The organism is Microcystis sp. 0824 (genome assembly GCF_003112475.1).
GTDB classification, from domain to species: domain Bacteria; phylum Cyanobacteriota; class Cyanobacteriia; order Cyanobacteriales; family Microcystaceae; genus Microcystis; species Microcystis aeruginosa_C.
The window spans coordinates 110290-135167 of record NZ_BDSM01000007.1 but is presented as its reverse complement, the minus strand read 5'-3'; the positions used below and the strand labels follow the sequence as shown (position 1 = coordinate 135167).

At 44.7% G+C, this 24878-nt stretch carries 22 protein-coding genes; 11 read left to right on the top strand and 11 right to left on the bottom strand.

The annotated features are described in order from the left end of the window. Positions 1-460 precede the first annotated feature (460 nt). Positions 461-1825 carry an ATP-binding protein gene (locus N0824_RS03085; RefSeq protein WP_108935661.1) on the bottom strand — a complete coding sequence of 455 codons (1365 nt, stop codon included), beginning with the start codon at positions 1823-1825 and terminating at the stop codon, positions 461-463. Positions 1826-2068: 243 nt separating this feature from the next. On the opposite strand from N0824_RS03085, the gene N0824_RS03080 reads away from it, so the two are divergent. The 3 genes from N0824_RS03080 (at position 2069) to N0824_RS03070 (ending at position 4467) form a co-directional block, all read left to right on the top strand. Next, complete coding sequence (locus N0824_RS03080; RefSeq protein WP_108935660.1) at positions 2069-3277, top strand: RNA-guided endonuclease TnpB family protein; 1209 nt, start codon at positions 2069-2071, stop codon at positions 3275-3277. Between the two features lie 24 nt (positions 3278-3301). Beyond that, positions 3302-3994: a response regulator transcription factor gene (locus tag N0824_RS03075; RefSeq protein WP_002801205.1), complete on the top strand. Its 693-nt coding sequence runs from the start codon at positions 3302-3304 to the stop codon at positions 3992-3994. Between the two features lie 170 nt (positions 3995-4164). Continuing rightward, positions 4165-4467 carry a hypothetical protein gene (locus N0824_RS03070; RefSeq protein WP_108935659.1) on the top strand — a complete coding sequence of 101 codons (303 nt, stop codon included), beginning with the start codon at positions 4165-4167 and terminating at the stop codon, positions 4465-4467. Positions 4468-4522: 55 nt separating this feature from the next. Here N0824_RS03070 and N0824_RS03065 read toward each other — a convergent pair whose 3' ends face one another. Beyond that, on the bottom strand, positions 4523-4723 hold the full coding sequence (locus N0824_RS03065) for an ATP-binding protein (protein ID WP_108935658.1): 201 nt from the start codon (positions 4721-4723) through the stop codon (positions 4523-4525). A gap of 21 nt (positions 4724-4744) precedes the next feature. On the opposite strand from N0824_RS03065, the gene N0824_RS03060 reads away from it, so the two are divergent. Further along, a complete protein-coding gene (locus tag N0824_RS03060; RefSeq protein ID WP_002771891.1) occupies positions 4745-5308 on the top strand; it encodes a Uma2 family endonuclease in 564 nt (187 codons plus the stop codon). A gap of 180 nt (positions 5309-5488) precedes the next feature. On the opposite strand, the gene N0824_RS03055 is transcribed toward N0824_RS03060, so the two are convergent. Continuing rightward, positions 5489-6148: an SDR family oxidoreductase gene (locus tag N0824_RS03055; protein WP_108935657.1), complete on the bottom strand. Its 660-nt coding sequence runs from the start codon at positions 6146-6148 to the stop codon at positions 5489-5491. 124 nt (positions 6149-6272) lie between these two features. Between N0824_RS03055 and N0824_RS03050 the strand changes: the two genes are divergently transcribed. The 3 genes from N0824_RS03050 (at position 6273) to N0824_RS03040 (ending at position 10099) form a co-directional block, all read left to right on the top strand. Then, a complete protein-coding gene (locus N0824_RS03050) occupies positions 6273-6977 on the top strand; it encodes a DUF1997 domain-containing protein (RefSeq protein ID WP_108935656.1) in 705 nt (234 codons plus the stop codon). A 152-nt stretch (positions 6978-7129) separates the two neighbouring features. Then, a complete protein-coding gene (typA, locus tag N0824_RS03045; RefSeq protein WP_002796752.1) occupies positions 7130-8923 on the top strand; it encodes a translational GTPase TypA in 1794 nt (597 codons plus the stop codon). Between the two features lie 204 nt (positions 8924-9127). Beyond that, a complete protein-coding gene (locus N0824_RS03040) occupies positions 9128-10099 on the top strand; it encodes a ribose-phosphate pyrophosphokinase (RefSeq protein ID WP_172456653.1) in 972 nt (323 codons plus the stop codon). A 53-nt stretch (positions 10100-10152) separates the two neighbouring features. Here N0824_RS03040 and lepB read toward each other — a convergent pair whose 3' ends face one another. Beyond that, the gene (gene lepB / locus N0824_RS03035; RefSeq protein WP_002775492.1) at positions 10153-10755 is read right to left on the bottom strand and encodes a signal peptidase I; all 603 of its coding nucleotides are present in this window, start codon (positions 10753-10755) and stop codon (positions 10153-10155) included. Between the two features lie 366 nt (positions 10756-11121). Between lepB and N0824_RS03030 the strand changes: the two genes are divergently transcribed. Next, positions 11122-13293, top strand: a complete 2172-nt coding sequence (locus N0824_RS03030; RefSeq protein ID WP_108935655.1) for an EF-hand domain-containing protein — start codon at positions 11122-11124, stop codon at positions 13291-13293. Between the two features lie 157 nt (positions 13294-13450). Here N0824_RS03030 and N0824_RS03025 read toward each other — a convergent pair whose 3' ends face one another. From N0824_RS03025 to N0824_RS03015, 3 genes are all read right to left on the bottom strand, one after another. Further along, positions 13451-13630: a hypothetical protein gene (locus N0824_RS03025; RefSeq protein WP_108935654.1), complete on the bottom strand. Its 180-nt coding sequence runs from the start codon at positions 13628-13630 to the stop codon at positions 13451-13453. Between the two features lie 20 nt (positions 13631-13650). Beyond that, positions 13651-14817, bottom strand: coding sequence for a site-specific DNA-methyltransferase (locus tag N0824_RS03020; RefSeq protein ID WP_108935653.1), 1167 nt, complete (start codon positions 14815-14817; stop codon positions 13651-13653). An 84-nt stretch (positions 14818-14901) separates the two neighbouring features. Beyond that, positions 14902-16173 carry a dihydroorotase gene (locus N0824_RS03015; protein WP_108935652.1) on the bottom strand — a complete coding sequence of 424 codons (1272 nt, stop codon included), beginning with the start codon at positions 16171-16173 and terminating at the stop codon, positions 14902-14904. A gap of 180 nt (positions 16174-16353) precedes the next feature. Between N0824_RS03015 and N0824_RS03010 the strand changes: the two genes are divergently transcribed. The 3 genes from N0824_RS03010 to N0824_RS03000 all read left to right on the top strand — a co-directional run bounded on the left by N0824_RS03010 (position 16354) and on the right by N0824_RS03000 (position 19406). Further along, a complete protein-coding gene (locus N0824_RS03010) occupies positions 16354-17622 on the top strand; it encodes a DNA methyltransferase (RefSeq protein WP_108935651.1) in 1269 nt (422 codons plus the stop codon). A gap of 320 nt (positions 17623-17942) precedes the next feature. After that, a complete protein-coding gene (locus N0824_RS03005; protein WP_108935650.1) occupies positions 17943-18653 on the top strand; it encodes a Uma2 family endonuclease in 711 nt (236 codons plus the stop codon). Positions 18654-18677: 24 nt separating this feature from the next. Then, positions 18678-19406 carry a carbonic anhydrase gene (locus N0824_RS03000; RefSeq protein WP_108935649.1) on the top strand — a complete coding sequence of 243 codons (729 nt, stop codon included), beginning with the start codon at positions 18678-18680 and terminating at the stop codon, positions 19404-19406. Positions 19407-19432: 26 nt separating this feature from the next. Here the strand turns inward: N0824_RS03000 and N0824_RS02995 are convergent, their stop codons facing one another. The 4 genes from N0824_RS02995 to nusA form a co-directional block, all read right to left on the bottom strand. Continuing rightward, complete coding sequence (locus tag N0824_RS02995) at positions 19433-20002, bottom strand: low-complexity tail membrane protein (RefSeq protein ID WP_108935648.1); 570 nt, start codon at positions 20000-20002, stop codon at positions 19433-19435. 158 nt (positions 20003-20160) lie between these two features. After that, positions 20161-23193: a translation initiation factor IF-2 gene (infB, locus tag N0824_RS02990; protein ID WP_108935647.1), complete on the bottom strand. Its 3033-nt coding sequence runs from the start codon at positions 23191-23193 to the stop codon at positions 20161-20163. Positions 23194-23304: 111 nt separating this feature from the next. After that, positions 23305-23586, bottom strand: a complete 282-nt coding sequence (locus N0824_RS02985) for a YlxR family protein (RefSeq protein WP_108935646.1) — start codon at positions 23584-23586, stop codon at positions 23305-23307. Then, entirely contained in the window at positions 23583-24779 is a 1197-nt protein-coding gene (gene nusA, locus N0824_RS02980; RefSeq protein WP_108935645.1) for a transcription termination factor NusA, read from the bottom strand. The genes N0824_RS02985 and nusA overlap by 4 nt, the downstream gene beginning before the upstream one ends. Between the last annotated feature and the right edge of the window lie 99 nt (positions 24780-24878).

The following is a 24878-nucleotide window of genomic DNA, read 5'->3' as shown; positions in this document are numbered from 1 at the left end:
CAGGAAACCGTGACCAGTTCCCCAGGAGAGTCAACCGGCTGCAAAAATCAGGGGTCAACCCGGGGGGTAAATAGCCAAAATATAGGCTTTTTTGACGGTAAAAGCCCTATTTTTGCCTAAAAGTTGCGATGCCATCAAGCGCGAGTGAGTTGATTCTGGACTAATTCGGGCCGCAATCAGGCACTGGTGGCGGTTTTAGGGTCGATCGAGATTGAATCTTGCGATCAATTAATCTAGAAGATAAGTAGGTAGGTGTTAAAAGTTGTCAGACACCCCCCTTATCAAGGGGGGATTAAGGGGGGATCGGCACCCCCCTTATTAAGGGGGGCAGGGGGGATCGAACCCAAAATCTATCTTCAATTTAATTATAACTACTTACTTAAAAATTCTTCGTTGCTTTCGTCCTGTTTCGGAAGAAAGAAAGTTACATTTTGTAATCTTTGGGCCGCTCAAGCTGGAACTAGGGTGAAATGGGCAGTTTGACGGTAAAGCTTGTTCCCTTATCCACTTGGCTATCTAGGGCGATTTCGCCACGGTGGAGTTCGACGCATTTTTTAACCACTGCTAACCCCAATCCCGTGCCGATAATATTTTCCACATTCTGACCCCGATAAAAGGGTTCATAGATCTTACCTCTATCTTCCTCGGCAATGCCGATACCGTGATCCCGGACTTGAAAAACAATGCGATCGCTATCTTTCCCCAAAATCAAACTAATCCCTGCTCCTGTGGGGGAATATTTAATCGCATTTAAGAGTAAATTACTTAAAATCGAGTAGAGCAGTTTCTCATCTAGATAGGGACGAATCATCAATCCCTGACTGACAAATTTAATCGGCGTATTATTTTTATTGATAAATTGAAAATCCTCGACTAAATTTAAACAAAAAGCTTCAATATCGAGCGGCTCTAGTTGACAACTTAGATTGCCAGATTCTGCCCTAGTTAAAATCAAAATATCTGTCAAAAATTGATTCATTAGCTTGACAGAAGACTGGATTCTATATAGATTTTTTCTGCTCGACTGTTCTGCATCTTTTAAACCATTTTCTAATAACTGCGAGGCGGAAAGAATAACGGTTAAAGGAGTTCGGAACTCATGGGATATCATGGAAAAAAGCTGAATTTTTAGATCAGAAAGTTCTTTTTCCTGTAGTAATAATCGGTGAATTTCCTCACTTTTTTGTCGCCGTTTCTCTTGCCAAAAAACTAAAAAATAAACTCCGCAAATAATCCCAAAGCTAGTAAAAGTTCCCAGTAAACCCAACAGAGAATTTTCGCTAATACTATCCCTAGAACTAGCGATGCTACTTCTTAAATTCCTTTTCTGACTAGCTTGTAAATAGGTAAGAAGATTTTGAAACTTATCCCGGACTTCGACACTTTTAACCGTGATTGCATCTTGAGAAATATCATCGGATTGATCGGATTTATAGGTGGCGATCGATTGATTAAATAGAGCAATTCGCCGATACATTAAATCCCCGATCTGAGTCACCATTTCGCGCTCGAAATTCGTGCCGTTTTCTAATTGTTTAGCTAGGAGTTGCCAGTTAGATTGCATCAAAGCGATCGCCCGACGATGACGGCCTAATTCACTGGGGCTGCCAGTTTTGATATAATCGCGTCTTCCCGATTCGGCCACCGCCATGTTAGCGTAAAGATTAGCGAGATTATCGATGATCTCGTAGGTAACTTCCACCTCAGCAGCGCGCTGACGCAGGGCGAGGGTATTGCGATAGGAAACTAGGCTAATAGTTCCCATCAATAAGACAGTTAGCCCGAAACCTCCCGCGATCCATTTTCCTTGTTTGAGCCAATTCATCAGCAGCAAACCGACGCTATTTCCAGCTTACTCTATCTAAATGGAGCAAGAGGACTCCCGTTAAATTTCTCCTTAATTAAAAATATACCAGAAATTAACGGGAGATGAATTGCCCCCAGAATCTAAACTAACGCGACAGTGTTTCCTAATAAGGAAAGGCTTGATTCTCAAGGTATGTATGAGCTTGACATATTTAAGCGGTAAGTGTTATACTGAAAAGATAGCACAGATGGGGTCAGGCTGATGTTAAATGTTTTAAAAGTGAGAATATACCCAAACAAAAAACAGGAACTAGCCTTAGCTAAAAACTTTGGTTGCGTCCGTTTTGTTTGGAATTACTACTTAAATAAAACTAACAATCAGTACCTAGAGACTGGTAAAGGAATGACCTACTGTGACATGGCAAAAGACCTTACCCAACTCAAGAAACAACTGGATTTTGAATGGTTAGCTGAGGCTACTGCCGCTACCTTGCAGCAATCATTGAAAAACTTAGAATCTGCTTTTAAGAACTTCTTCTCAAAAAGAACAAAATTCCCTAAATTTAAAAGTAAGCACAAAAAACAATCAATCCGTTATCCTGAAAGTTGTTCAATTAGAAATAAGGGAATTAAGCTACCTAAATTAGGGGTTGTAAAAGCTAATATTTCTCAAGTAATAAATGGTAAGATTAAATCCGTAACTGTTTCTAAAACCAGTACAGATAAATATTTTGCTGCCATCTTGTTTGAGATGGATGACTCAACAACCATTGAAAAACTAAAAATATCAGGGATAGACCTAGGTTTATCTTCTTTAGTTACGGTTTTTGATGGTGAAACAACCTACAAGATTGACCCAATCAAACCTACCAGAAAATATGCTAAACGTTTAAAGCGGAGACAACAAGCATTGTCTCGTAAAGCCAAGGGGTCTAATAATCGCCAAAAAGCCATTAAGGAGGTAGCCAAGGTTCAAGAAAAGATAGCAAATACTAGACAGGATTTTCTTCATAAACTCTCCAGAAAGTTATGCGATGAAAACCAAATCGTTGTAGCCGAGAATCTGAATATTAAAGGGTTAGCAAGGACTAAATTAGCTAAATCAATACATGACGCTGGTTTTGGTATGTTGCTTAATTTCTTGGACTACAAGCTAAAAAGAGAGGGAGGAAAACTTGTAGAAGTTGACAGGTTTTATCCGAGTACAAAACTCTGTTCTTGCTGTGGATTTAAAAATGATTTATTGACTCTCAGTATTCGTGAATGGATTTGTCCAGAATGTAAGACGCAGCACGATAGAGATGAAAACGCCGCCAAGAATGTAAGGGAAGAAGGTATGAGAATACTGTCAACAAATACCGATGGACAGTCGGAATTTCAAGCTTGGGGAGAAACTGTAAGACTCGTTGGTACTTGTACCGAAAAGCGGGTTTCTGTGAATCAAGAATCCCCCGTCACAGCGTCAGCTTGACGGCGGGAGTGTCAAGTCTAGACCATGCGAATTTTAGTAGTAGAAGATGATATGCAACTAGCCGAGATTTTGCGAGAGGCATTGAGCGAGCGACAATACGTTGTCGATGTGGCTAGAGACGGAGAAGAAGGCTGGAATTGGCTAGAATTAGGCAAATATGACCTTTTAGTTCTCGATGTCACCCTGCCCAAATTAAGCGGAACTTTGCTCTGTCAACGTCTGCGACGAGCGGAATCCCATCATCCCGTCTCTGCTAATGCCACCGTTCCCGTTTTATTATTAACCGCAAGGGATACGGTAATCGATAAAATCGACGGATTAGACGCAGGGGCCGATGATTATGTCACTAAACCCTTCGATTTGGGCGAATTAATGGCGCGGATTCGGGCCTTGATCCGACGCGGCAGCAGCACCAGCAGTGTTTTATTATCTTGGGGGGGTTTGCAGTTAAATCCCAGTACCCACGAGGCCAGTTATAACGGTCAATTTCTTTCCCTCACCCCCAAGGAATTCGCTCTCTTAGAATTACTTGTTACCCATGGGCGCCGGGTCTTAAGTCGATCGGGTATTATTGAGCGAGTTTGGTCTTTGGACGATTCTCCAGCCGAGGAAACCGTTACTTCCCATATACGCGGTCTTCGTCACAAGCTAAAATCCCTAGGTGCGCCAGAAGACTTTATTGAAACCGTTCACGGTCTTGGTTATCGTTTAAAGTAATATCTGCCTTGGGACAGTGGACAAAATCATTTCTGCACGAAATCTGCACGAAGTTTGCAGAGGGTTTCCATAATCACCCGTTAAATTAGAAAGTTAGACAGGTGCAGGGCTTCTAGACAATCAGATCGGTCAAACCTGTGACTCTCCTCTCCTAAAAGGGGCTGCTTGAAATGATTTACACGCGATTTGACTATCACGGCTGGCAGATTGAATTGATCCTAGAAATGCAGGGTTATTCTTTTCAATGTTGGCGAGTGGATGGCAGGGAAGGAATTAGCGATTGCCTAGTTTATGCCACCTCGGAACAAGCTTTAGCGGCTGCCCGACGCAGAGCGGATCTAGAGTCCGCTTGTCTTGCCCTACTGCGATTTCTTAATGATATCGGCGGCCAGAATTATTATCTCACCCGCGATGATCGCGATGCTCTTAGCCAGTCAATTTTAGAATATGCCCGTCTGGGTGGTGTTTCCTAATTTCTTCCCCGGAAGTTTTCCCCTGATTGAGAATGATTCTCGCTCCGATTTTTTTTCAGGTAACTTTCGGCAATAAAATCGTGACAGTGGTTCCATTCCAGGGGATACTAGCGATTTCGAGCGAGCCTCCGTGTAGTTCCACGCATTTCTGCACTACCACCAAACCCAACCCTGTCCCGGCGATGTGACGGACATTTTTATATAACTGTTTTTGATCTTCTCTGCTTGGAGAAATTGCGATAAAATTAACGAGCATAACGATCAATAAAAAAATTTTATGGTTGTGACTGTTAATAATTCCCTGACACTAAGGGAATTTCTACAATTACCAGAAACTAAACCCGCCAAGGAATTTATTGACGGTCAAATTATTCCTAAACCAATGCCCCAGGGTAAACATAGCACTATTCAAGGTGATTTAGTTCCAGCTATTAACGCTAGTCTAAAACCCCAACGAATTGCCCGTGCCTATCCTGAATTGCGTTGTACTTTTGGCAGTCGTTCTCTAGTTCCTGATGTTTCAGTTTTTCTCTGGGAAAATATTCCCCGCGATGGCGAGGGAAAAGTATTAAATAATTTTGCGATCGCTCCTGACTGGTTGATTGAAATTCTCTCTCCTGATCAAAATCAGACTAAAGTTGTTAAAAATATCCTTTATTGTCTAGATCACGGCACTCAAATGGGTTGGTTAATCGATCCAGAAGAAGAAATTATCTTTGTTTATTTTAGTGATCGAACTATCGCTATTTTTGAATCAGAAAATGCTCTTTTACCCGTCCCCGCTTTTGCTACGAATTTTCAAATCACCCTCGGTCAATTATTTGACTGGTTAAGAGGTTAACGGATTATCAGTTATCAGTTATCAGTTATCAGTTATCAGTTACCAGTTACCAGTTATCAATTATCAGATATGAGTTATCAGATATGAGTTTTTAGTTTCCATATTTGAGTTATCAGTTTACTGTTTACTGATTACTGATTACTGATTACTGTTCACTGATTACTGATTACTGATTACTGTTTAGCTGACACTTTGAAACAACTGTGACCAATCGAGATTAGGAGCGTCTGAGGGGGCAACAATTTCGATAATTTTATTGTTAGCGGCGGGATAAAATAGGGATTCTACGCAAACCGAGGCCACTTTTGTGCGGGGAATATTGCCCTCAGAAAGGGTATCGGCGGATGACATTTTAATGGCATTAAGATTATCATCGTTTTTCAGTCCGCCGGGGCGCACAATCGTGTAGGTTAGTCCACTATTGATTAAATAGTCCTCCGCTTGTTTTTTCCAGAATAAAATTAACCAAAAGAGATTGAGGGGATGGAAAAAGTTGGATACACAGAGGGAAGTAACGAGAACAAAATGTTCGATTCCTTTCTTTTTTGCGGCATCGATGAGATTTTTAGTTCCCAAGTAGTCCACTAACAAAGGTTCCGTGGGATTAAAACTCGGTCTGGCTCCCGTGGCGCATAGCAAAACGCTACAATCAGCGATGAGTGCCTCTAACTTATCGGCCTGTTGGACATCTCCGACGACGATTTCCACCCCTGCGGGCAAAATTTCCGCCGCTTTCTCTGGGTTTCTCACCAAAGCGCGGACGGGAATCTGACGTTCGACTAATTGGGCAACGATTCGCCGTCCCGTTTCCCCTGTGGCTCCTGCTACAAATGCTTTCATCGCTTCTTGACCAAATAGTTTTTAACAATACGTTACACTAATCTCAATTCTACAAATTTCCCCGATCCTTTGGCGGTTAATCCCCAAATTTTTCTAACACTATCATTTTCCAGGTTTATAAGTCATGCAGTGTCCCCCCATTAACTCCCTAGCTCGCGAATCTGTAGAAGTCAAAGAAGACAATCAATTTCTCGGTTTTCAAACCCGTTTTGCCGGCTCTATGGATATGTATAGCAATCAGGACAAGGTTGCCGATTATCTGGGCGCTCACGAAGGTTGGTTTTGTCGTTGTGCCGAACCGATGAAAACTCTGCCCTTTGGTGACAATGGTTATCTTATCACCATCGGTAAATATGGAGCTTTTGGCTATGAACTGGAGCCGAAAATCGCTGTGGTTCTCGATCTGCCGGTCAATGGAGTCTATCATACTCGCAGTGTTCCCATTCCCGATCAACCGTTTTTAGGCTATCTAGTGGATTATCAGGCAATTATGAAACTAGAGGAAATGCCGCTATCTTCTCCTAGTCAGGAAATTGAGGCAATTTTTCGGCAACAGGGACGGGATATTCCGGCGGTTATCACCCAAGTCACCTGGGAACTGCGTATGGATGTTATGGTTAAGTTTCCCAAGTTTATTTATAAGATTCCCCGTCCCATTCTCCAAAAAACCGGTGATAAACTGTTGACGCAAATTGTTCGCCAAGTTTCCCCCCGCTTAACCCACAAAGTTCAAGAGGATTTTCACTCTAGCTTCAATTTACCCCTACCCCCTGCCTCCAGTTGTCTTTTCTATCGTCTCGACTCCTACGAGGGTGGGTTGCTTGCCTAGGGTTTGGGGAGTCTGTCAACAGTAATCAGTAGAGCTTGCTGATGGGAAACCAAGGAAAAATAAAGATTTGCTAACGGTGCTGGTCAGTCTAAGCTAGAATTATTAAGAAATGTTTACTCGTAAAAATAAACCTAAGACTACTTCAATATTTTATGTCTCTGCCTATCCGTAACGTTGCTATCATTGCTCACGTTGACCACGGGAAAACCACCCTCGTCGATGCACTCCTCAAACAGTCGGGAATCTTTCGAGAAGGGGAAGATGTACCCACCTGCGTCATGGATTCCAATGACCTGGAAAGAGAGCGCGGTATCACCATTCTGGCCAAAAACACCGCCGTTCGTTACCAAGACACCCTGATTAACATCGTCGATACTCCCGGTCACGCCGACTTTGGTGGCGAAGTGGAACGGGTTTTAGGTATGGTGGACGGTTGTATCCTGATTGTCGATGCTAACGAGGGGCCGATGCCCCAAACCCGTTTTGTGCTGAAAAAAGCCCTAGAAAAGGGATTAAGACCGATTGTCGTGGTCAATAAAATCGATCGCCCTAACGTGGATCCTAACCTAGCCGTGGACAAAGTTTTCGATCTGTTTGTGGAACTGGGTGCTGATGACGACCAATGTGATTTTACTACTCTGTTCGCTTCCGGGATGCAAGGATTCGCCAAAGAAAGCCTCGAAGACGAAGACAAAGATATGCAGCCCCTCTTTGAAGCGATTTTACACCACGTTCCACCACCGGCCGGGGACGTTAACAAACCCCTACAGTTGCAAGTAACCACCCTCGATTATTCGGAATACTTAGGACGCATCGTTATCGGCCGCATCCATAACGGCGTAATTAAAGCTGGTCAACAGGCTGCTTTAGTAAAGGATACGGGCGCGGTTGTCAAGGGTAAAATAACAAAACTTCTTGGTTTTGAAGGTCTTAAACGGGTGGAACTAAACGAGGCCAGCGCCGGTAATATCGTTGCTGTGGCCGGTTTTGCCGACGCTAACATCGGGGAAACCGTAACTTTAGCCGATGACCCGCAAGCTTTACCCCTAATTAAAGTCGATGAACCGACCCTACAAATGACCTTCTCGGTGAACGATTCTCCCTTCGCCGGTCAGGAAGGCACTTTTGTCACCTCGCGGCAAATTCGCGATCGTCTGATGCGAGAATTAGAAACTAACGTCGCCCTGCGGGTGGAAGAAAGTGATTCCGCCGAGAAATTCCTAGTTTCGGGACGGGGAGAACTGCATTTAGGTATTCTCATCGAAACTATGCGTCGGGAAGGCTACGAATTCCAAGTATCGCAGCCGCAGGTTATCTATCGGGAAATTAACGGTCAACCCTGCGAACCCTACGAATACCTCGTTTTAGATGTACCCGAAGAAGCGGTGGGTTCCAGTATCGAACGTCTAGGCCAACGGAAAGGGGAAATGCAGGATATGCAGACGGGCAGCAATGGCCGCACTCAATTGGAATTCGTAATTCCGGCCCGGGGTTTAATCGGTTTCCGGGGCGAATTTATCCGTCTGAGTCGCGGTGAGGGGATTATGAACCATAGTTTCCTCGAATATCGTCCTTTCTCCGGGGAATTAGCCACCCGTTACAATGGCGTGATTACTGCCTTTGAGGAAGGAGTCGCCACTTTCTACGCCCTCAAAAACGCCGAGGACCGGGGAGTATTCTTTATTACTCCTGGGACAAAAGTGTATAAAAACATGATTATCGGCGAAAGTAACCGGCCTCAGGACGTGGAGATCAATATCTGCAAAACTAAACAGTTAACTAACCATCGTTCCGCCACCGGGGATGAATTGGTTCAGTTACAATCCCCCGTGGATATGAGTCTCGAACGCGCCCTCGAATACATTGGACCAGATGAGTTGGTGGAAATTACCCCGAAATCGATCCGTCTGCGTAAATTACCGGTGAAAAAGTTAGCCAAACGTTAATCGGTTTTGACAAAATCTGGCGGCAATTTGGCCATGGCCGTTGCTGCTAAAAGGGGCAGCAATGGCTCGAAGATGATCGGTAATTGGTTATGATTGAGATCTAACAAAGAAATCCACTCAGATTTTCAACAAAACTGAGATGATAGAAAAAAGTGCCTTGAGTTTGAGGGTAAAGAATCTGCTGTGAGCTATTCTGCTACTTTGATGCGACATCCGATGTTTCCCGCCGCGTCGGACAGCAATCGTCTTCGTCTCTTTTCGGGATCCGCTAATGTATCTCTTGCCCAAGAGGTGGCCCGTTATCTGGGCATGGATGTGGGTCCGATGATTCGTAAACGTTTCGCCGATGGTGAATTGTACATCCAGATTCAGGAATCGATCCGGGGCTGTGATGTCTATTTAATTCAACCCTGTTGCAATCCCGTCAACGATCATTTGATGGAATTGTTAATCATGATCGATGCCTGTCGTCGTGCTTCTGCCCGACAAATTACCGCCGTAATTCCCTATTATGGTTATGCTCGCGCCGATCGCAAAACCGCCGGACGGGAATCGATCGCCGCTAAACTGGTGGCTAATCTGATCACGGAAGCGGGGGCAAGTCGCGTGTTGGCCATGGATTTGCATTCGTCCCAAATTCAAGGTTATTTCGATATTCCCTTCGATCACGTTTACGGTTCCCCGGTGGTGGTGGACTATCTTCTCAGTAAACAATTACCCGATATCGTGGTGGTTTCTCCCGATGTGGGTGGGGTGGCCAGGGCGCGGGCTTTTGCCAAAAAACTCAGTGATGCTCCCCTAGCAATTATTGATAAACGCAGGCAAACCCATAATGTGGCGGAAGTGATGAACTTGATCGGCGATGTTAAGGATAAAACGGCGGTTTTAGTCGATGATATGATCGATACGGCTGGTACGATCGCTCAAGGGGCGCAGTTACTGAAAGCCAAGGGGGCGCGACAGGTTTATGCTTGTGCTACCCATCCGGTTTTTTCTGGTCCTGCGATCGAGCGTTTATCCAGTGGCATAGTCGAGGAAGTGATCGTTACTAACACGATTCCCGTGCCGCAAGAACATTTTTTCCCGCAACTGAAAGTCTTGCCGGTTGCCCCGATTCTGGGTGAGGCCATATGGCGCATCCATGAGGACAATTCCGTGAGTAATATGTTCAAATAGATGGCCGAATCCCCCTAGTTTTAGGGGGAATTTTTATATTTATTTTGTTGACATTAATTCTGATTTATGGCAGCGTCGGGGTTGTCAAGTCCTCCCAGACGATCAAAGGGCCAAAAACGCACCACAGCGCGACCGATTAAGTTTTCCCGGGGAACGAAGCCCCAAGCGTGGGAATCATAACTATTATTGCGATTATCGCCCAAAACCAGATATTGATCGGGGGGAACTGTCACCGGTCCGTAAGTATAATTAGGTTCTTCGGCGATATACTTTTCCGCTAAAACTTTACCGTTGACGTAAACTAAACCGTTTTTGACTTGCACCTTATCCCCCGGCAGTCCAATCACCCGTTTAATAAAAGCATCCTGAAAATTTTGAGCTTTTAGAGCGGCTGTCGGACTAAAAACCACTATATCACCCCGTTCTGGCTTCTGAAAATGATAGCTAACTTTCTCGATAATTAGGCGATCATTAATCTGGAGAGTGGGTTCCATGGAAGAAGAGGGAATATAACGGGCCTCAGCCACAAAAGTGCGGATGCCAAAGGCCAAAATTCCAGCCGTGACAATGGTTTTAACTGCTTCTAGCCAAGGATTTTCTTGGGGGACGGGAGGGGGAGAAGGTTTTTCGGATTTATGGTTCAAGCTTTCAGCCATAGAATTTTAACTTTTGAGAAGGATTAAGCTAATGCGCTCTTTAATGTTCTAGTTTAGTGATAGTAGCAGCGTAGATAATATTTTAAGACAATTTTCCCAACCAGATCACTGTTAATTTGTCAAGGCCGCATTCTGCCGCTGGAAGGGGAATTTCCTCGGGGGTAGAAAAAGTAAGATTAGTCCCATTGCTGACGAGATCGAAACTCGTGCTAGTACCATCATGGACGCGAGGGGGCCTGACTTTGTTGCCTGGTGTTATTAGTCCACTGCATTTTCACCCACTGGGATGTTTACAAAAATTCCCGAATGATCGATTGGAAACTTGGATATTAATTTAGCAAAACGACTTGACTCAGATGTATATATATGTTTGCACAAATTCCCGAACGCTCGATGCACTATTTGCGATGGGTTCTGACCATCGCTTGGTTAATTCTGATATTTTCTCTGTTTTTTGACCCTATTTCGGCAAAATTAACCGATCCTAATAATCTTTCTAGTCCCCTGAGAGTTGATCCCGATCTGTGCATTAAAGTCCAGGGAGTTTGCCTACCCCAATCCTCCTATCAGTTAGGTGCGCCGATTTTTTGGGGAATAGTGGTTCCTAGTGGCATTTTTATCTTATTAGTATTCGGTCACGAACTCTGGCGGCGTATCTGTCCTTTATCCTTTCTTTCTCAAATACCACGCGCTTTGGGTAAACAGCGTCAGAAAAAACAGACCGATAAATCGGGAAAAGTCCGCTCTGAAATCTATAAAGTGCCGAAAAACTCTTGGTTAGCCCAGAATTATCTCTATCTACAATTCAGTCTGTTATTTTTGGGTTTATGCGGACGGATTCTCTTTTATAATTCCGATCGCTTATTCTTGGGTAGCTTTTTAACCTTTACTATTCTAGCGGCGATCTTTGTGGGTTACTGGTATGGGGGCAAATCTTGGTGTAATTATTTCTGTCCCATGAGTCCAGTTCAAAGGATTTACGGTGAACCGAGGGGTTTACTAAATAGTACCGCTCACGAAGACAGTCGCGGTGGCATTACTCAATCTATGTGTCGTATTGTCCGAGAAGATGGTAGCGAACAAAGTGCCTGTGTTGCCTGTCAAAGTCTCTGTATCGATATCGATGCGGAAAGGTCCTATTGGGATGGGATTAATAACAGCGATCGCCAATGGCTTTATTACGGTTATTTTGGCTTAGTTTTTGGCTATTTTATCTATTATTATCTTTATGCTGGCAATTGGGACTATTATTTCTCTGGAGCTTGGGCGCACGACGAAAATCAACTAGAATCCCTCCTTAAACCGGGTTTTTATCTTGCCGGTCAGGCAATTGCGATTCCGAAGTTGGTAGCTGTTCCCTTAACTTTGGCAATCTGCACTTTTTTGGGTTATTTTCTCGGTAAAAAAGTTGAAAATGCCTATAAAGTCTATAGAATTCGCCAAAAGTCCCCCTTACCGACCGAAATTATCCGTCATCGAGTCTTTACTGTCGGAACTTTTCTGATTTTCAATTTCTTCTTTATTTTCGGTGGTCGTCCTTTTATTAATCTTTTGCCAAAATTTTGGCATTATTTCGCTAGTATTTTACTGGCGGTTTTGAGTAGTTTATGGTTATATCGCACCTGGACAAGGGATCCCAGTCGTTACCAACGGGAAGGACTAGCGGGAAGATTGCGTAAACAGTTGGGTAAACTGGGTCTCGATACAGCTAAATATCTCGATGGGCGATCGCTGGAAGCTTTGGACGCGGATGAGGTGTATGTGTTAGCCAAGATACTGCCGGATTTCACCCACCAGAAGCGTTTAAAAGCCTATAAAGCGGTGTTAAAAGAGGCTTTGGAGGAGGGATATACTGACTTCGGCCACAGCCTCGAAATTCTGCAACAAATGCGCCTAGAGTTGACGATTACCGAGGCAGAACATCAGGCAATTCTCACAGAGTTGGGTGTGGAATCGGCCGAACTTCTCGATCCGGAAAAGCAGTATAGTCGCGAGGATTGGTTACGTTTGCAGAGTTATCGCGATGCTTTGTTAGAAAGTTTGTTGGTGACATGGAAAAAAGACCCTGATCACAAGGTGGGATCGGAATTGCTGGAAGTGTTAACCGGTAAGAGTTCCAGGGAGGCGATCAAGCATTTATTGACGGAATTGCCGGCCGCGGAAACGGAAACTGTCGAGTCTTTGCGTCGCCAGTACGGAGTTACTGGTCAGGAGGAGGAAACGATTCTCCATCGTCCTTTGGCCCGTCAATTATGGCAAAATATCGCCCGTGCTTTTCAGGTCTTCGATCGTCTATCTTTTAGTAGTGACAGCGATCGTGATCAACAGGAAAAAATTTTATTGGAAAGATTCCAGCTATTCGATAGCGATGGTTCGGGACAAATTAGCCTTGAGGAGTTAAAAGCTTGTCTTCAGGCGATCGAACCAGGGGTGACAGACAAGGAAATCGAAGCTATGTTACAACAGGCCGATACAAGTCGCGATAATCAGATTAGTTTTCCGGAATTTCGCGATCTACTCCACCAATTCCATAAATAAACTGTCTGCAACTATTGCGTCGGTCATGAATTCCAAGACATTAGGATTCTGATAGCAAATTAAATTGTATTCAGTGCAAATAGAGAATCAAGTTAGCTGTCACCTTCATGGTGGGAGCTTTTTCTTTTTTTAGCCAATACAGTGCTTCTGTTCCCCCTCAAACGTTACGGTTAATTAGTTGGGCTGAAAGATTACCCGTGATGATAACATGGGCTTTACTTGTCCCAGCCATTGCCAAGATTTGCCCTCGCATATATTCTGGTTTAATGGGGCTAATTTTATCTATTTCTAGATAGTCTTTTGGAGTAAAATAAGCGTGACTTTTACTGGCTGTCATGGGGTTTATCTTGCTTGTTGTTAGTTTTCTAACGGACAATTAAGCCAAATAATTGAGTCTAAATCAGTCTGATTGCCTTCAGTAATTAGCTTTCGTATCATTTCAATATAATTAAAATTACTCTCGAATAAAACAAAACGTCTATCTAAAGAAGCGGCCGCTAGTCCCACGGTTCCTGAACCAGCAAAGGTATCTAAAACCACATCACCTTTAAAAGAGTAATAGGTAATCACTTTTTCTGCCAATTCTACGGGAAAAGCGGCGGGATGTTTTGAGTTAGTGACTGGGTTAATCTTCCAAACATTAGTGCGTTCATAACCATCGGCAATTTTTGAGGCTTTTACTACTTCTTGATCGGGATGATTACGAATATGCCAATCGATGAGTAAATCCGTGTGTTTACGATACACTAAAACGTATTCAGTCACCGGCACAGTTTTGTATTGGAGAGGATTGCGATCGGCGGCAAATCTGCGCCCTCTACCAGTTGCCCACCCTGCTCCCTCTGGTTTTAGCCAAATAATATCATCAATAAAGTCGTAACCTTCTTCAATAAAAATTCGATGCAAATCAAAGGGGACAGCAATACGTTTAGAAGCTTGATTACGCGAAGCACGACGCAACAGCACGGGAGAAATATTAATGACAAAAAAACGTCCTTCACTCAAAACTCGATGACATTTTCTTATCACCTGTCGCAGCTTCAATAGATAGCTTTCGTATTCTTCAAATTCCGAATATTCCAGGCGAGCATTAAAATAGGGTGGTGAGGTAAAGATTAAATCAACACTTTCTGCGGGCATTTCCTCCAAAAGTTCGCTACAATCACCAAATCCGATGGTATTTCTCAGAGAGGAAAGCTTATATTCTTTTTTAGTTTTCTTGGGGGTTTCTAATTTAGATTCATCCTGTTTTAACAGACGAGCGATAATAATTTCAGTCCGGGTTGTCCTATCGGCTAAAATTTCGGTGGTGTAGGCATCGATCACCACTTCCCCAACGGTTTTTTTCTGTTCATTACATAAAGGAATTCGCCAAATATGATATCTGTCATCCACTTCTGGTAAACCTAATTTAATCGCATTAACTAAATTTATTTCCTGCAACCAATTAAGGACAATTTCTTTAGCTTCTGCCACCGTGCGAAGCAGATAACCGCGCTTGTCCGATACCAGTTCTTTTTCCATGGCATTACTCTAGTTCTCTCTAGAATTCTAGCTGATCATTATCCAAAAAACTAGGAGAGTCTCAAGATAGAAATTGGCCACCCTTTAAAAATTCCACATTTCTAAGACTTTTCCCGTAATTGTTTGATTTAACCAGAAAGTATTATGACTGAGGGAGTGAAGATTATTTGCTGTTACTTTCCAGCTTGCTTGGGGATGAAAAAGAATTGCTTCTGCGGGATTACCGGGGTTGAGAGATGCCGGTTTTTGTTGTAAACAATGACAGGGATTGAGACTAAGCGCTTGCCATAATTGTAAAGCTGATAATTGCCCGGTTATTACTAATTTTTCCCAGAGTAGCGGTAAAGCTAATTCTAACCCGATCGCGCCGGGGGGTGCTTCTGCAAAAGAGACGGTTTTTTCTTCGTAGGTATAGGGACGATGATCGATCGCGATTGCATCGATAATTCCCTCCTTAATTGCCGCAATTAACGCCTTGCGATCGCTTTCGTTGCCCAAGGGTGGAGCGAGGTGTAAACTGGGATGGTAGCTGGCGATCGATCCTGTATTTAAGAGGAGATGCAACCACGTCACACTAGCGGTTATCGGCAATCCCCGCATTTTTGCCTCGCGAATTAATTCCACTCCTCGACGGGTAGAAATTCGCATTAGGTGAACAGGTGTATTAATTTCGCCGACGATTTCTAAAATTGTGGCTAAAGCAGTGGTTTCGGAAATAGCAGGATCCCCCGGTAAACCGAAGCGAATCGAGGTTTCTCCCTCACGCATGACTCCATTACCCTTTAATTGCTGATTTACCGGGGAAAGGGCGATATTTTTACCGAAGGGTTTTAGGTATTCCAATAAGTGCCGCAACAGTCCCAAATCTTCCAGACCGCGATTATCGGTAAAACCCACCGCTACAGGCATTAAATCAGCTAATTCGGTCATTTTTTGCCCTTGTCTTCCCAGGGTAAGACTTGCCCAAAAATGCAGACGAGTCGATTTTGAGTCAAAAAACCCTTGACTTTTTTGCTGTAATGTGCTAATGAGTGCGGGGTGATCGAGAGGGGGGAGAGTATTGGGGAGAATTGCCACCCGGGTGCAGCCTCCGGCCGTGGCCGCTTTGAGCAAAGATGCGAGGGTTTCTCTGTCCTCGTGGCCGGGTTCCCCGGAATGACTGTAGAGATCGACTAATCCGGGAGCAAAAATACAGTTTTGACCGGAAATATAGTTACTATTTTCTCTTGGGGGAAGCTGAGATTCGATCGCTTTAATTACCCCCTCCTCAATCCAGACATCGGCAATGCGATCGGTTTGTGTCAAGGGGTCAAGGACTCTAACCTGTTCTATAATTGTCGAGGATTGGCTATTCACGCAGACTAATTAAAACGTCATTTTTTCCTCTGGCAGTATATCACGTTAAGTAAAAAGTAAAAAGCAAAAAAGCTGAGTTGTCGGTTAGGTTGGGGGACGATAAGTTAGAATATTAATCAACTACGGTTAATCTTTATTTTAATTGGCCGATCCACCCTAAGCAGAATTGATAGCCGAATCATGCAGTCAGAACTTTTTACTTTTAATTATCTTGAAGGATTTAATCGCGGTGTTCCGCGATTAGTTTCTTTTCGAGATTTAGTACCAGAAATCACCAGCACCAGTTATCTAACCCATGGCATCTATTATTATCCTGCTAAATTTATTCCCCAAGTGGTGAGATTTTGTCTTGATAATTACAGTAAAAAGGATGATTGGATTATCGATCCTTTTGCGGGTTCAGGTACGGTGGGTTTAGAGGCTAAACTTTGTCAAAGAAATGCGGTTTTAACTGACCTTAATTATCTTTTAAACCATATTATTCCGATTAAGATCACAGAAAACCAAGAACCATTGAGTTACTCAGAGTTAGATAAAAAAATCTTAGAAGTTTTTGCCAGCAAGGATAAATTTATCCCTCAGTGGTCAAATTTAAACTATTGGTATCCAGAGGAGATTTTAGCAGTTTTGCAGAAACTTTGGGCAGGTCAAAAAAGTCTAGAAACTGATTTGTATTCCCAGATCATTCAAGCGGTTTTAGTGAAAGTTAGTAAACAGTTTTCCTATGCAGAACATACCAAACCTAAATTATTTCAATCGAAATACAAAAAATCAGATATACAAGAACTATTACAAAGAGATTGGCAAGAGGAATTAAAACGAACGATAAAAGAGATGAGTTTGGAAACTTTAACCAGCGTCAATCAATATATTACCGTAACTTGGCATAATTGTAATCAAGTGCTTTTTTATGGGGGAGTAGATAGTGCCACTTTTGAGATCGATCAAAATCTAGAGTTAGATTGTTTAATTAGTTCCCCCCCCTATCTGCAAGCACAGGAATATATCAGAACAGCAAAACTAGATTTATATTGGTTAGGATATACAGAAAAAGAAGTACAAAAAATCTCTAAGCTAGAAATTCCCTACCGACAGGCTACCAGATTAATCGAAACTGAAACCTTAAATCGAGTGAGATCAAGTTTAGAAAAAGAGAATTTACATAAAATACTCGATTCCTATTTTTGTCACACTATCAACGCTTTAGAAAATGCCACCAGAAAATTAAAACAAGCTGGGAAAGCTTGCATTTTTGTCGGTAATCCAAAAGTGGATGGAGTGGAAGTAGAAACTTGGCGAATATTAAAGGAATATTTTCAGGAAAATGGCTTTATTTTTAATACCGTCTTTGAGGATAGAATTAAAACCAGACAATTATTCAAATCTCGCAAGAATAAAAATCCTGATGGCATGAAATCCGAATATTTACTAATCTTAGAGAAAAGGTAGGTCTAGTAGACCTCTTGCATAAATCCGAAAACAAACGATAGAAACAATAATGGGAGGGACTTTCAGTTAATTATTTATTAGTAGTTGATAATCTTCAAAAATGTTGCTGTACAAGGATCGACTTAAGACTTTTGCAAGAGGTCTAGTTTAGTCAAATCGAATAGAAAAAATATCAACAACTTCCCAAAAATAGCACTGATTCGCAAGGTTAAAACATCGATAAATCTACAGTGAAATAGCTAAAGGCTGAGGACTGATTGCTAACTGCTGTAACAAATTTAGTTTATAATTAATTATCAACCTATCTCTGTTGGAAAACCATGACTATCGCTCAAAGCTTACCCCTAGTCGAGTCCCATGTAAACCCTGAGATAATCTTCCCAGAAGGCGAATTTTGGAGTGATGAACCCCCTTTGGAAAGTAACCTACATCTACAACAAATTATTTTATTAATTCAGTGTTTAGAATGGTGGTGGCGCGAGCGAGAAGATTATTTTGCCGCCGGCAATTTAACCATTTATTACAGTCCTAACCAGAAAAAGTCAGAATTCTGCCGTGGTCCCGATTTTTTCGTGGTTTTGGGGACAAATCCCAATCCTAACCGCAGAAGTTGGGTAGTTTGGCGAGAAGAGGGCAAATATCCCAATTTAATTGTGGAAATTCTCTCCGATAGTACCGCCAAAGTTGACCGAGAGGAGAAAAAACAAATTTATCAAGATATATTTCGCACTCCCGATTATTTTTGGTTTGACCCAGAAAGCCTAGAATTTGAAGGATTTACCCTAATTAGCGGTCAATATCAACCGATTGCCCCCAATCCCCAGGGATGGCTCTGGAGTCAACAATTAGGCTTATATTTGGGTTTATCTGCCAATAAATTGCGCTATTTTACCCCCGAAGGTGAATTAGTACCCACTCCCGCAGAAGCGGCACAACAGGCAGAAACCCAAGTTGAACAGGAAAGGCAGAAATCCGCAAAATTAGCGGCTAAACTGCGGGAATTGGGCATAAATCCCGATGAAAATCTCTAATTAGGGTTTGCTGAATTGAATCCCATGTATAGACGAGAATTACTGCAATTTATAGGCTCTCAGGCTCTTCTTGGGGCTATTAATCCAGAATTTACTTGGAATTATCAAAATATTGACCATTGGGGCGAATTATCAAGGAATTATCGCCTCTGCACCACGGGAAAGCAACAAACACCGATCGATCTGAGTATAGTGACTGAAAAAGAGCTATACCACCCCACCTTTAATTATCGTCCTATACCCCTAAAAATTCGCCATAACGGTCGTACAATCTTAGTTCAGACCGAAAAAGGAGGAAATATGAGTTTTCACGGTGAAAAATGGGATTTGTTGCAGTTCCATTTTCATCATCCCAGCGAACATCAGATTAAAGGTCAGTCTTTCCCTCTAGAAATTCATTTAGTGCATCGAAATGGGAAGGGAAATTTAGCAGTTGTGGGCATCTTAGCCGAAATTGGGGCAAATAATCCCTATTTACAAACCATTTGGGATTATTTGCCCCAAGAACCTTCTCCTGAAATGATTATCCCCGATACTTGGGTCAATGTCGGGCTTTTACTGCCGGAAAATAGCGATTTTTATGAATATCGGGGGTCTTTGTCCACTCCCCCCTGTAGCGAGGATGTTCTCTGGTTAGTCTGGCAAAATGCGATCGAAATTTCTCCCGAACAACTGCAACAATTGGCCGCGATTTTTCCCCGTAATGCGAGGAATATTCAACCCTTAAACGGGCGCTCGATCCTGCATTCCTAGGCGAAATTGTCGGCATTTTTGCTAATTTAGATAATTTTATTAACTTTTAGACCAATAATGGTAAATAACTCAGGAATGCGCTCAATAACTAAAGCTTCGGTGGCTGTCCAGTCACTTTCCTTCGTGGCTAAAACCCCCAGAACACTCAGAGGAACCTGTAAAAATAGGTGACTTAAGAGGAGAGCGATCGCAGCGATGACTAAACCTAAAAGCCGCCATTGGGGGAGATAGGCGGCCACGGCAGCCGCTAGAGGGGCAAAATTATAGATGGCCCAAGCGATGAGAATTAAGAGGACGACTCCCAAAAGAGTAAGAAGACGATGGCGAGGACGTTGAAAAAGAGAGAGAATTTTTAACTGTTCGGGGGTGAGTTGACTCGGTTTCAGAGCAACCAACAAAAGACTAAAGATATCAAAAGGTTTTGTCCACTGCATCCAAAAGACTGGAATGATAGCGATCGCTCCCAGAAATAGCCATTCTAGCCAAAGAAAAGGCAAGGGATCGCCCACAGCTAAACCAATCCAAGCGATTTGTAAAAAGATTGGCAAAGCCGCTAACCCTGCCAGATGAATCCACAAAAAAGGTTCTGATTTCATAGAGGGAAGTGGGGAGATGGGGGAGTGGGGGAGCAGGGGAGTGGGGGAGTGGGGGAATTATGAATTATGAATTATGACTGATAACTGATAACTGATAACTGATAACTGATAACTGATAACTGATAACTGACTCCCGACTCCCGACGGTTCAAGTGTAATTAACTGGATAAAGTGCGACGTTTCATGACCATTTCGTAGGCTTCGATAATGTCGCCTTCTTTCCAGTCATTGAATTTAGAAACACCGACACCGCACTCGAAACCGGTCGCCACTTCCCGGGCATCTTCCTTCATCCGTTTGAGGGAATCGAGAACCCCCTGATAAACAATTTCCTTGCCGCGACGCACGCGCAGGAAGCGATTCCGCACCAGTTTACCAGATTGGACATAACAGCCCGCCACGGCCCCACGACCGACGGTGAAGACGGCACGCACTTCGGCGAAACCGAGGTGTTCTTCCACTTCTTCGGGGTCGAGAAGACCTTCCATCGCCCCTTGAATATCATCGAGAAGCTTGTAGATGATATTGTAATCGCGGATATCGACCCCTTCCCGATCGGCGGCAGCTCTCGCCCCACTGGCCAGGGTGGTATTAAAGCCCACCACCACCGCACCACTAGCGGCGGCCAGATCCACATCGGTTTCGGTGATTTCCCCCGGAGAGGCGAGGAGAACCCGAATCTGCACTTCGTTTTGGGGTAACTGTTTGAGCGCACCGAGGATGGCCTCGACGGAACCTTGCACATCTGCCTTGAGGATGAGATTAAGTTCCTTGAGTTGTCCTTCTTGAGCTTGGATAGAGAGGGTGCTAAGGCTAACGCGACGGGAGGAGAGGGCCTGTTGTAAACGGGTGTTGCGTTGTTCGATCGCCCGTTGATCGGCAATTGATCGGGCCTCTTTCTCACTTTCATAGACATCGAACTCATCGCCGGCGGCCGGGACATCACTAAGACCGAGAATTTCCACGGCGAAGGAGGGGGTGGCCGCTTCGACTTTTTGACCGCGATCATCGATCATGGCCCGAATTTTGCCGAAAACGGAACCGGCGACGATGCTATCACCCACGCGGAGAGTGCCATTCTGGACGAGCAGGGTAGCCACGGGGCCTTTGGTGCGATCGAGGTTAGCTTCGATCACGGTTCCCTTAGCCAAGCGATCGGGGTTAGCGACCAATTCCTCCACTTCTGCCACCAAGAGGATCATTTCCAGCAGATTATCGAGATTTTCACCCCGCAGGGCGCTAACGGGAACCATGATCGTCTCACCGCCCCAATCTTCGGCCACCAGTCCCTGTTCGGTCAATTCCTGTTTAATCCGGTCGGGGTTAGCCGAGGGTTTATCGACTTTGTTAATCGCCACCACGATGGGGACTTCGGCGGCCCTGGCGTGACTAATTGCCTCTTTCGTTTGGGGTTGCACGCCATCATCGGCGGCCACCACCAGCACCGCTATATCGGTGACTCTCGCCCCACGGGCCCGCATAGCGGTAAAAGCTTCGTGGCCGGGGGTATCTAAGAAGACAATCTGTTCCGGTTTGCCGTTATGTTCCACATCGACGTGGTAAGCACCGATGTGCTGGGTGATGCCGCCGGCTTCCCCCTGGGCGACTTTGGTTTTGCGGATCGAGTCGAGGAGGGTGGTTTTGCCGTGGTCAACGTGACCCATAATGGTGACGACGGGGGGACGACGCTGGAGACTTTCCCAGTCGGAGACATCGATCATCTCCGTGGTTTTGATCGCCGCCGACTGGGTGCTGGGGGTTTCCACGGTCATCTCGAAGTCCCTGGCGATCATTTCGATCGTGTCCACGTCGAGAGTTTGGGTGATATTAACCGCCATCCCTTTAAAAAATAGGGTTCTGATGATCTCGGTTTCCGGGACTTTCATCAATTCCGAGAGGTCGCGCACGGTGAGACTACCAGTGATGACGATGCTTTCCGGGCGTTTTTCCTCTTGGGGTTCTTGACGCTCGCTTTTCGGACTGCCGGTGTGGGCGGTTGGTTTACTGGGCCGCTTAACTTTGACTGCTGTTGGAGTGCTAGGGGTGGCAGCTTTCGCGCTGGGCGGTTTGGGGGGACGAGCGGTGGAAAGGGTAAAACTGGGGCTATTGATTAACCCGGATAGTTCCGATTCTAGATCATCGTCATCTTCAAAGAGGGCTTGGGTGCGGCGTTTGTTTTTGCCGGCAGTTTTGGCGGTTTTGGCCGCTTTTTTCTCTTCTTCTTCTTCTTCTTCCCAGCTAGATTTTTTGGCCATGCGAGGGGGCATGGTCGGTCGTTTGAGTTTTTTGGGCCCATCTGCTCCGAGCAATCCGGTATCTGTATCGATTTCTGTGCCATCAACACCAGATTTCTTGGTGGTATCGGTTTCTTCCTCGCCGGTAGCCGAGATTTTAGCGGGCATACCAGGGCGAACTGGGCGCTTCAATTCCACCGTCTCCCGCACTTCTCTAGCTGGTTCCGCCAGTTTCGGGCTTTTTCCGTCGGGTTTGCGGTTGAGGGTCGGTTTTTCTGGTTTGGCCAAGCCTACCCTACGCTCAGGACTAGGGGCGTTTTCGCTCTCACCGCGCTCGCGTTTTTCTCCCCGGGGCCTGTCGTTACCGCCAGGGGCATTTTTAGGTCGGGGTTCTGGCCGGCCTGAGGCGCTGCCCGGGCGTGGTTTCGGGGTGAGGGAGGGTCGATTAGGTGGGGCGATTAAGGTGGGGGATACTTCTGGTACTAGCGGCGTTTCGGTCGGGGTTTCTTTAACACTGGCGGACTGAGATGGCATCTCTGCAGCGGTGGGGGGAGTTTTTTCGGCCGCACCGTCGCGCCCTGGGGCAGCCACGAGGGGTTTAACCGGGGGACGGGGAGGACTGATTAAAGTCGGTTTAGCTGAGGAACCGGCTTGACCGGGATAGATTTCCCCTTCTTCGCCAGTTTCGGGGCGGTTGTGTTTATGCAGGGCTAAAATCTTTTGTTTTTTTTCTTCGGCAGGACTAACCGATTCTCGCTGACCCATGCTAGTTTTACTGGTACTCGAAACAACTCCCTTCGCAGCGACTGCTTTGATGCGTTGGGCATCCTCTTCGCTGATCGTGCTACTGTGGCTCTTGTACTCGATGTTCAAATGGTCACAGATGTCCAAAATGTCTTTGTTGTCTAGATTCAATTCTTTTGATAAATCGTAAATTCTGACTTTCGCGTTACTCATCCATTATCCCCCGGCTAAAGTGTTAGTGATCCTATAAGTTGGCTGATTTTTTGATCCTGTCAGGACTGCCCCCTTTCCATGCTAACGATTTTGTGCCTATGATCGTCAATTTTAATCCTGATTTGGTCTCAATTGCCCGGCAGTACCGAGGCGCTCTTGCAAGGATTCATAGAGCGTTTCGGGAATATTGGCTTTTAGGGCCCGTCCGAGACGATTTTTTTGCCGGGCCAGTTGCAGGCAATTAGGTTGCGGACAGATATAGGCAGCCCTTCCCATGCCTTGATCTAATTGTATCTGTCCGGACGGGTGTAGTCGGACAATTCGCCAAAAGGATTCTTTCGGGGCGAAGAGACGGCAGCTAATACAGCGTCGATAATTGACGAAGGGGTTCATTCTTGGTCTAAATCCTGCGCTTCTGGGTCGGTTTCATCGGTTTTTACCTCTTGTTCGCCTTTATACAGGGCGATATCCTTAATATCGATTTTCCAGCCCGTCAGACGGGCGGCTAGACGCACGTTCTGCCCTTCTTTGCCAATCGCTAAACTTAATTGATCCTGGGCCACCAGTACCAATGCTTGTCTTTCTTCGGCATTAGTGAACAAAACTTGGTCAATACGGGCGGGACTAAGGGCATTGGCGATGTAGGTGGCGGGATCTGGAGACCAGCGAATCACGTCGATTTTTTCCCCCCGCAATTCGTTAACCACGGCTTGAATCCGCGAACCTCTGGCCCCAATACAGGCCCCAACCGGATCTACGTCTCTTTCTAGGGTATCGACGGCGATTTTTGTCCGCGAACCAACGTGACGGGAGGGGGGATTAGCTTCCCGGGCGACGGCGACAATACGCACGATTTCCTCTTCGATTTCGGGAACTTCGTTGGCGAACAGATATACTACCAAACCCGCCGCCGCTCTGGAAACAATTAATTGCGGGCCACGGTGAGAACCTTCTAGGACTTTTTTGAGCAGAACTTTAAAGGTGGCGTTGGCGCGATAGTTATCGTTGGGCAGCTGTTCCCTTTTGGGTAGTTCTGCTTCCACTTCCGGTTGACCGTAGGTGCTTTGTACCATGACAATAGCGGCCTGTCTTTCAAAACGGACGACCCGGGCCTGTAAAACCGTTCCTTCCAGATCTTGGAACTCCTCTTGAATCATTTTGCGTTGGTTATCCCGCAGTTTTTGCAGTAAAACCTGTTTAGTTTGAATCGCCGCCATGCGACCAAATTCTCTTTGGTCGGGGGTGACATCAAGAACTACTTCATCCCCTAATTGGGCCTCATCGGCCACTTCTTGCACTTCTTTGAGACCGATGTGATGGTCGGGATTGGTCACTTCTTCCACAATAGTTTTAGTCGAAAGGATGCGAAACCCTTCTTCTTCTACGTCTAATTCCACATCAAAGTTATTGAAATAATCTTCATGGAATTGAGCGGCTTTTTCTAAACTTTGGGCGCGTCGATAACGTTCGTAACCCTTGATAAGTGCCTCACGCAAGGCTTCCTGTACGGCATTTTTGGGCAGATTATGTCGTTGGCTAATTTCTTCGAGCATTATTTTTAAACCGGGCAAATTAACGGTAGCCATAATTATTTTTTCTCCTTACTTTTGAGGTATTAGTTTTTTAGCCTTATATCAGTTATCAGTTATCAGTTATCAGATGTAAGTTTTAAGTTTTAAGTTAAT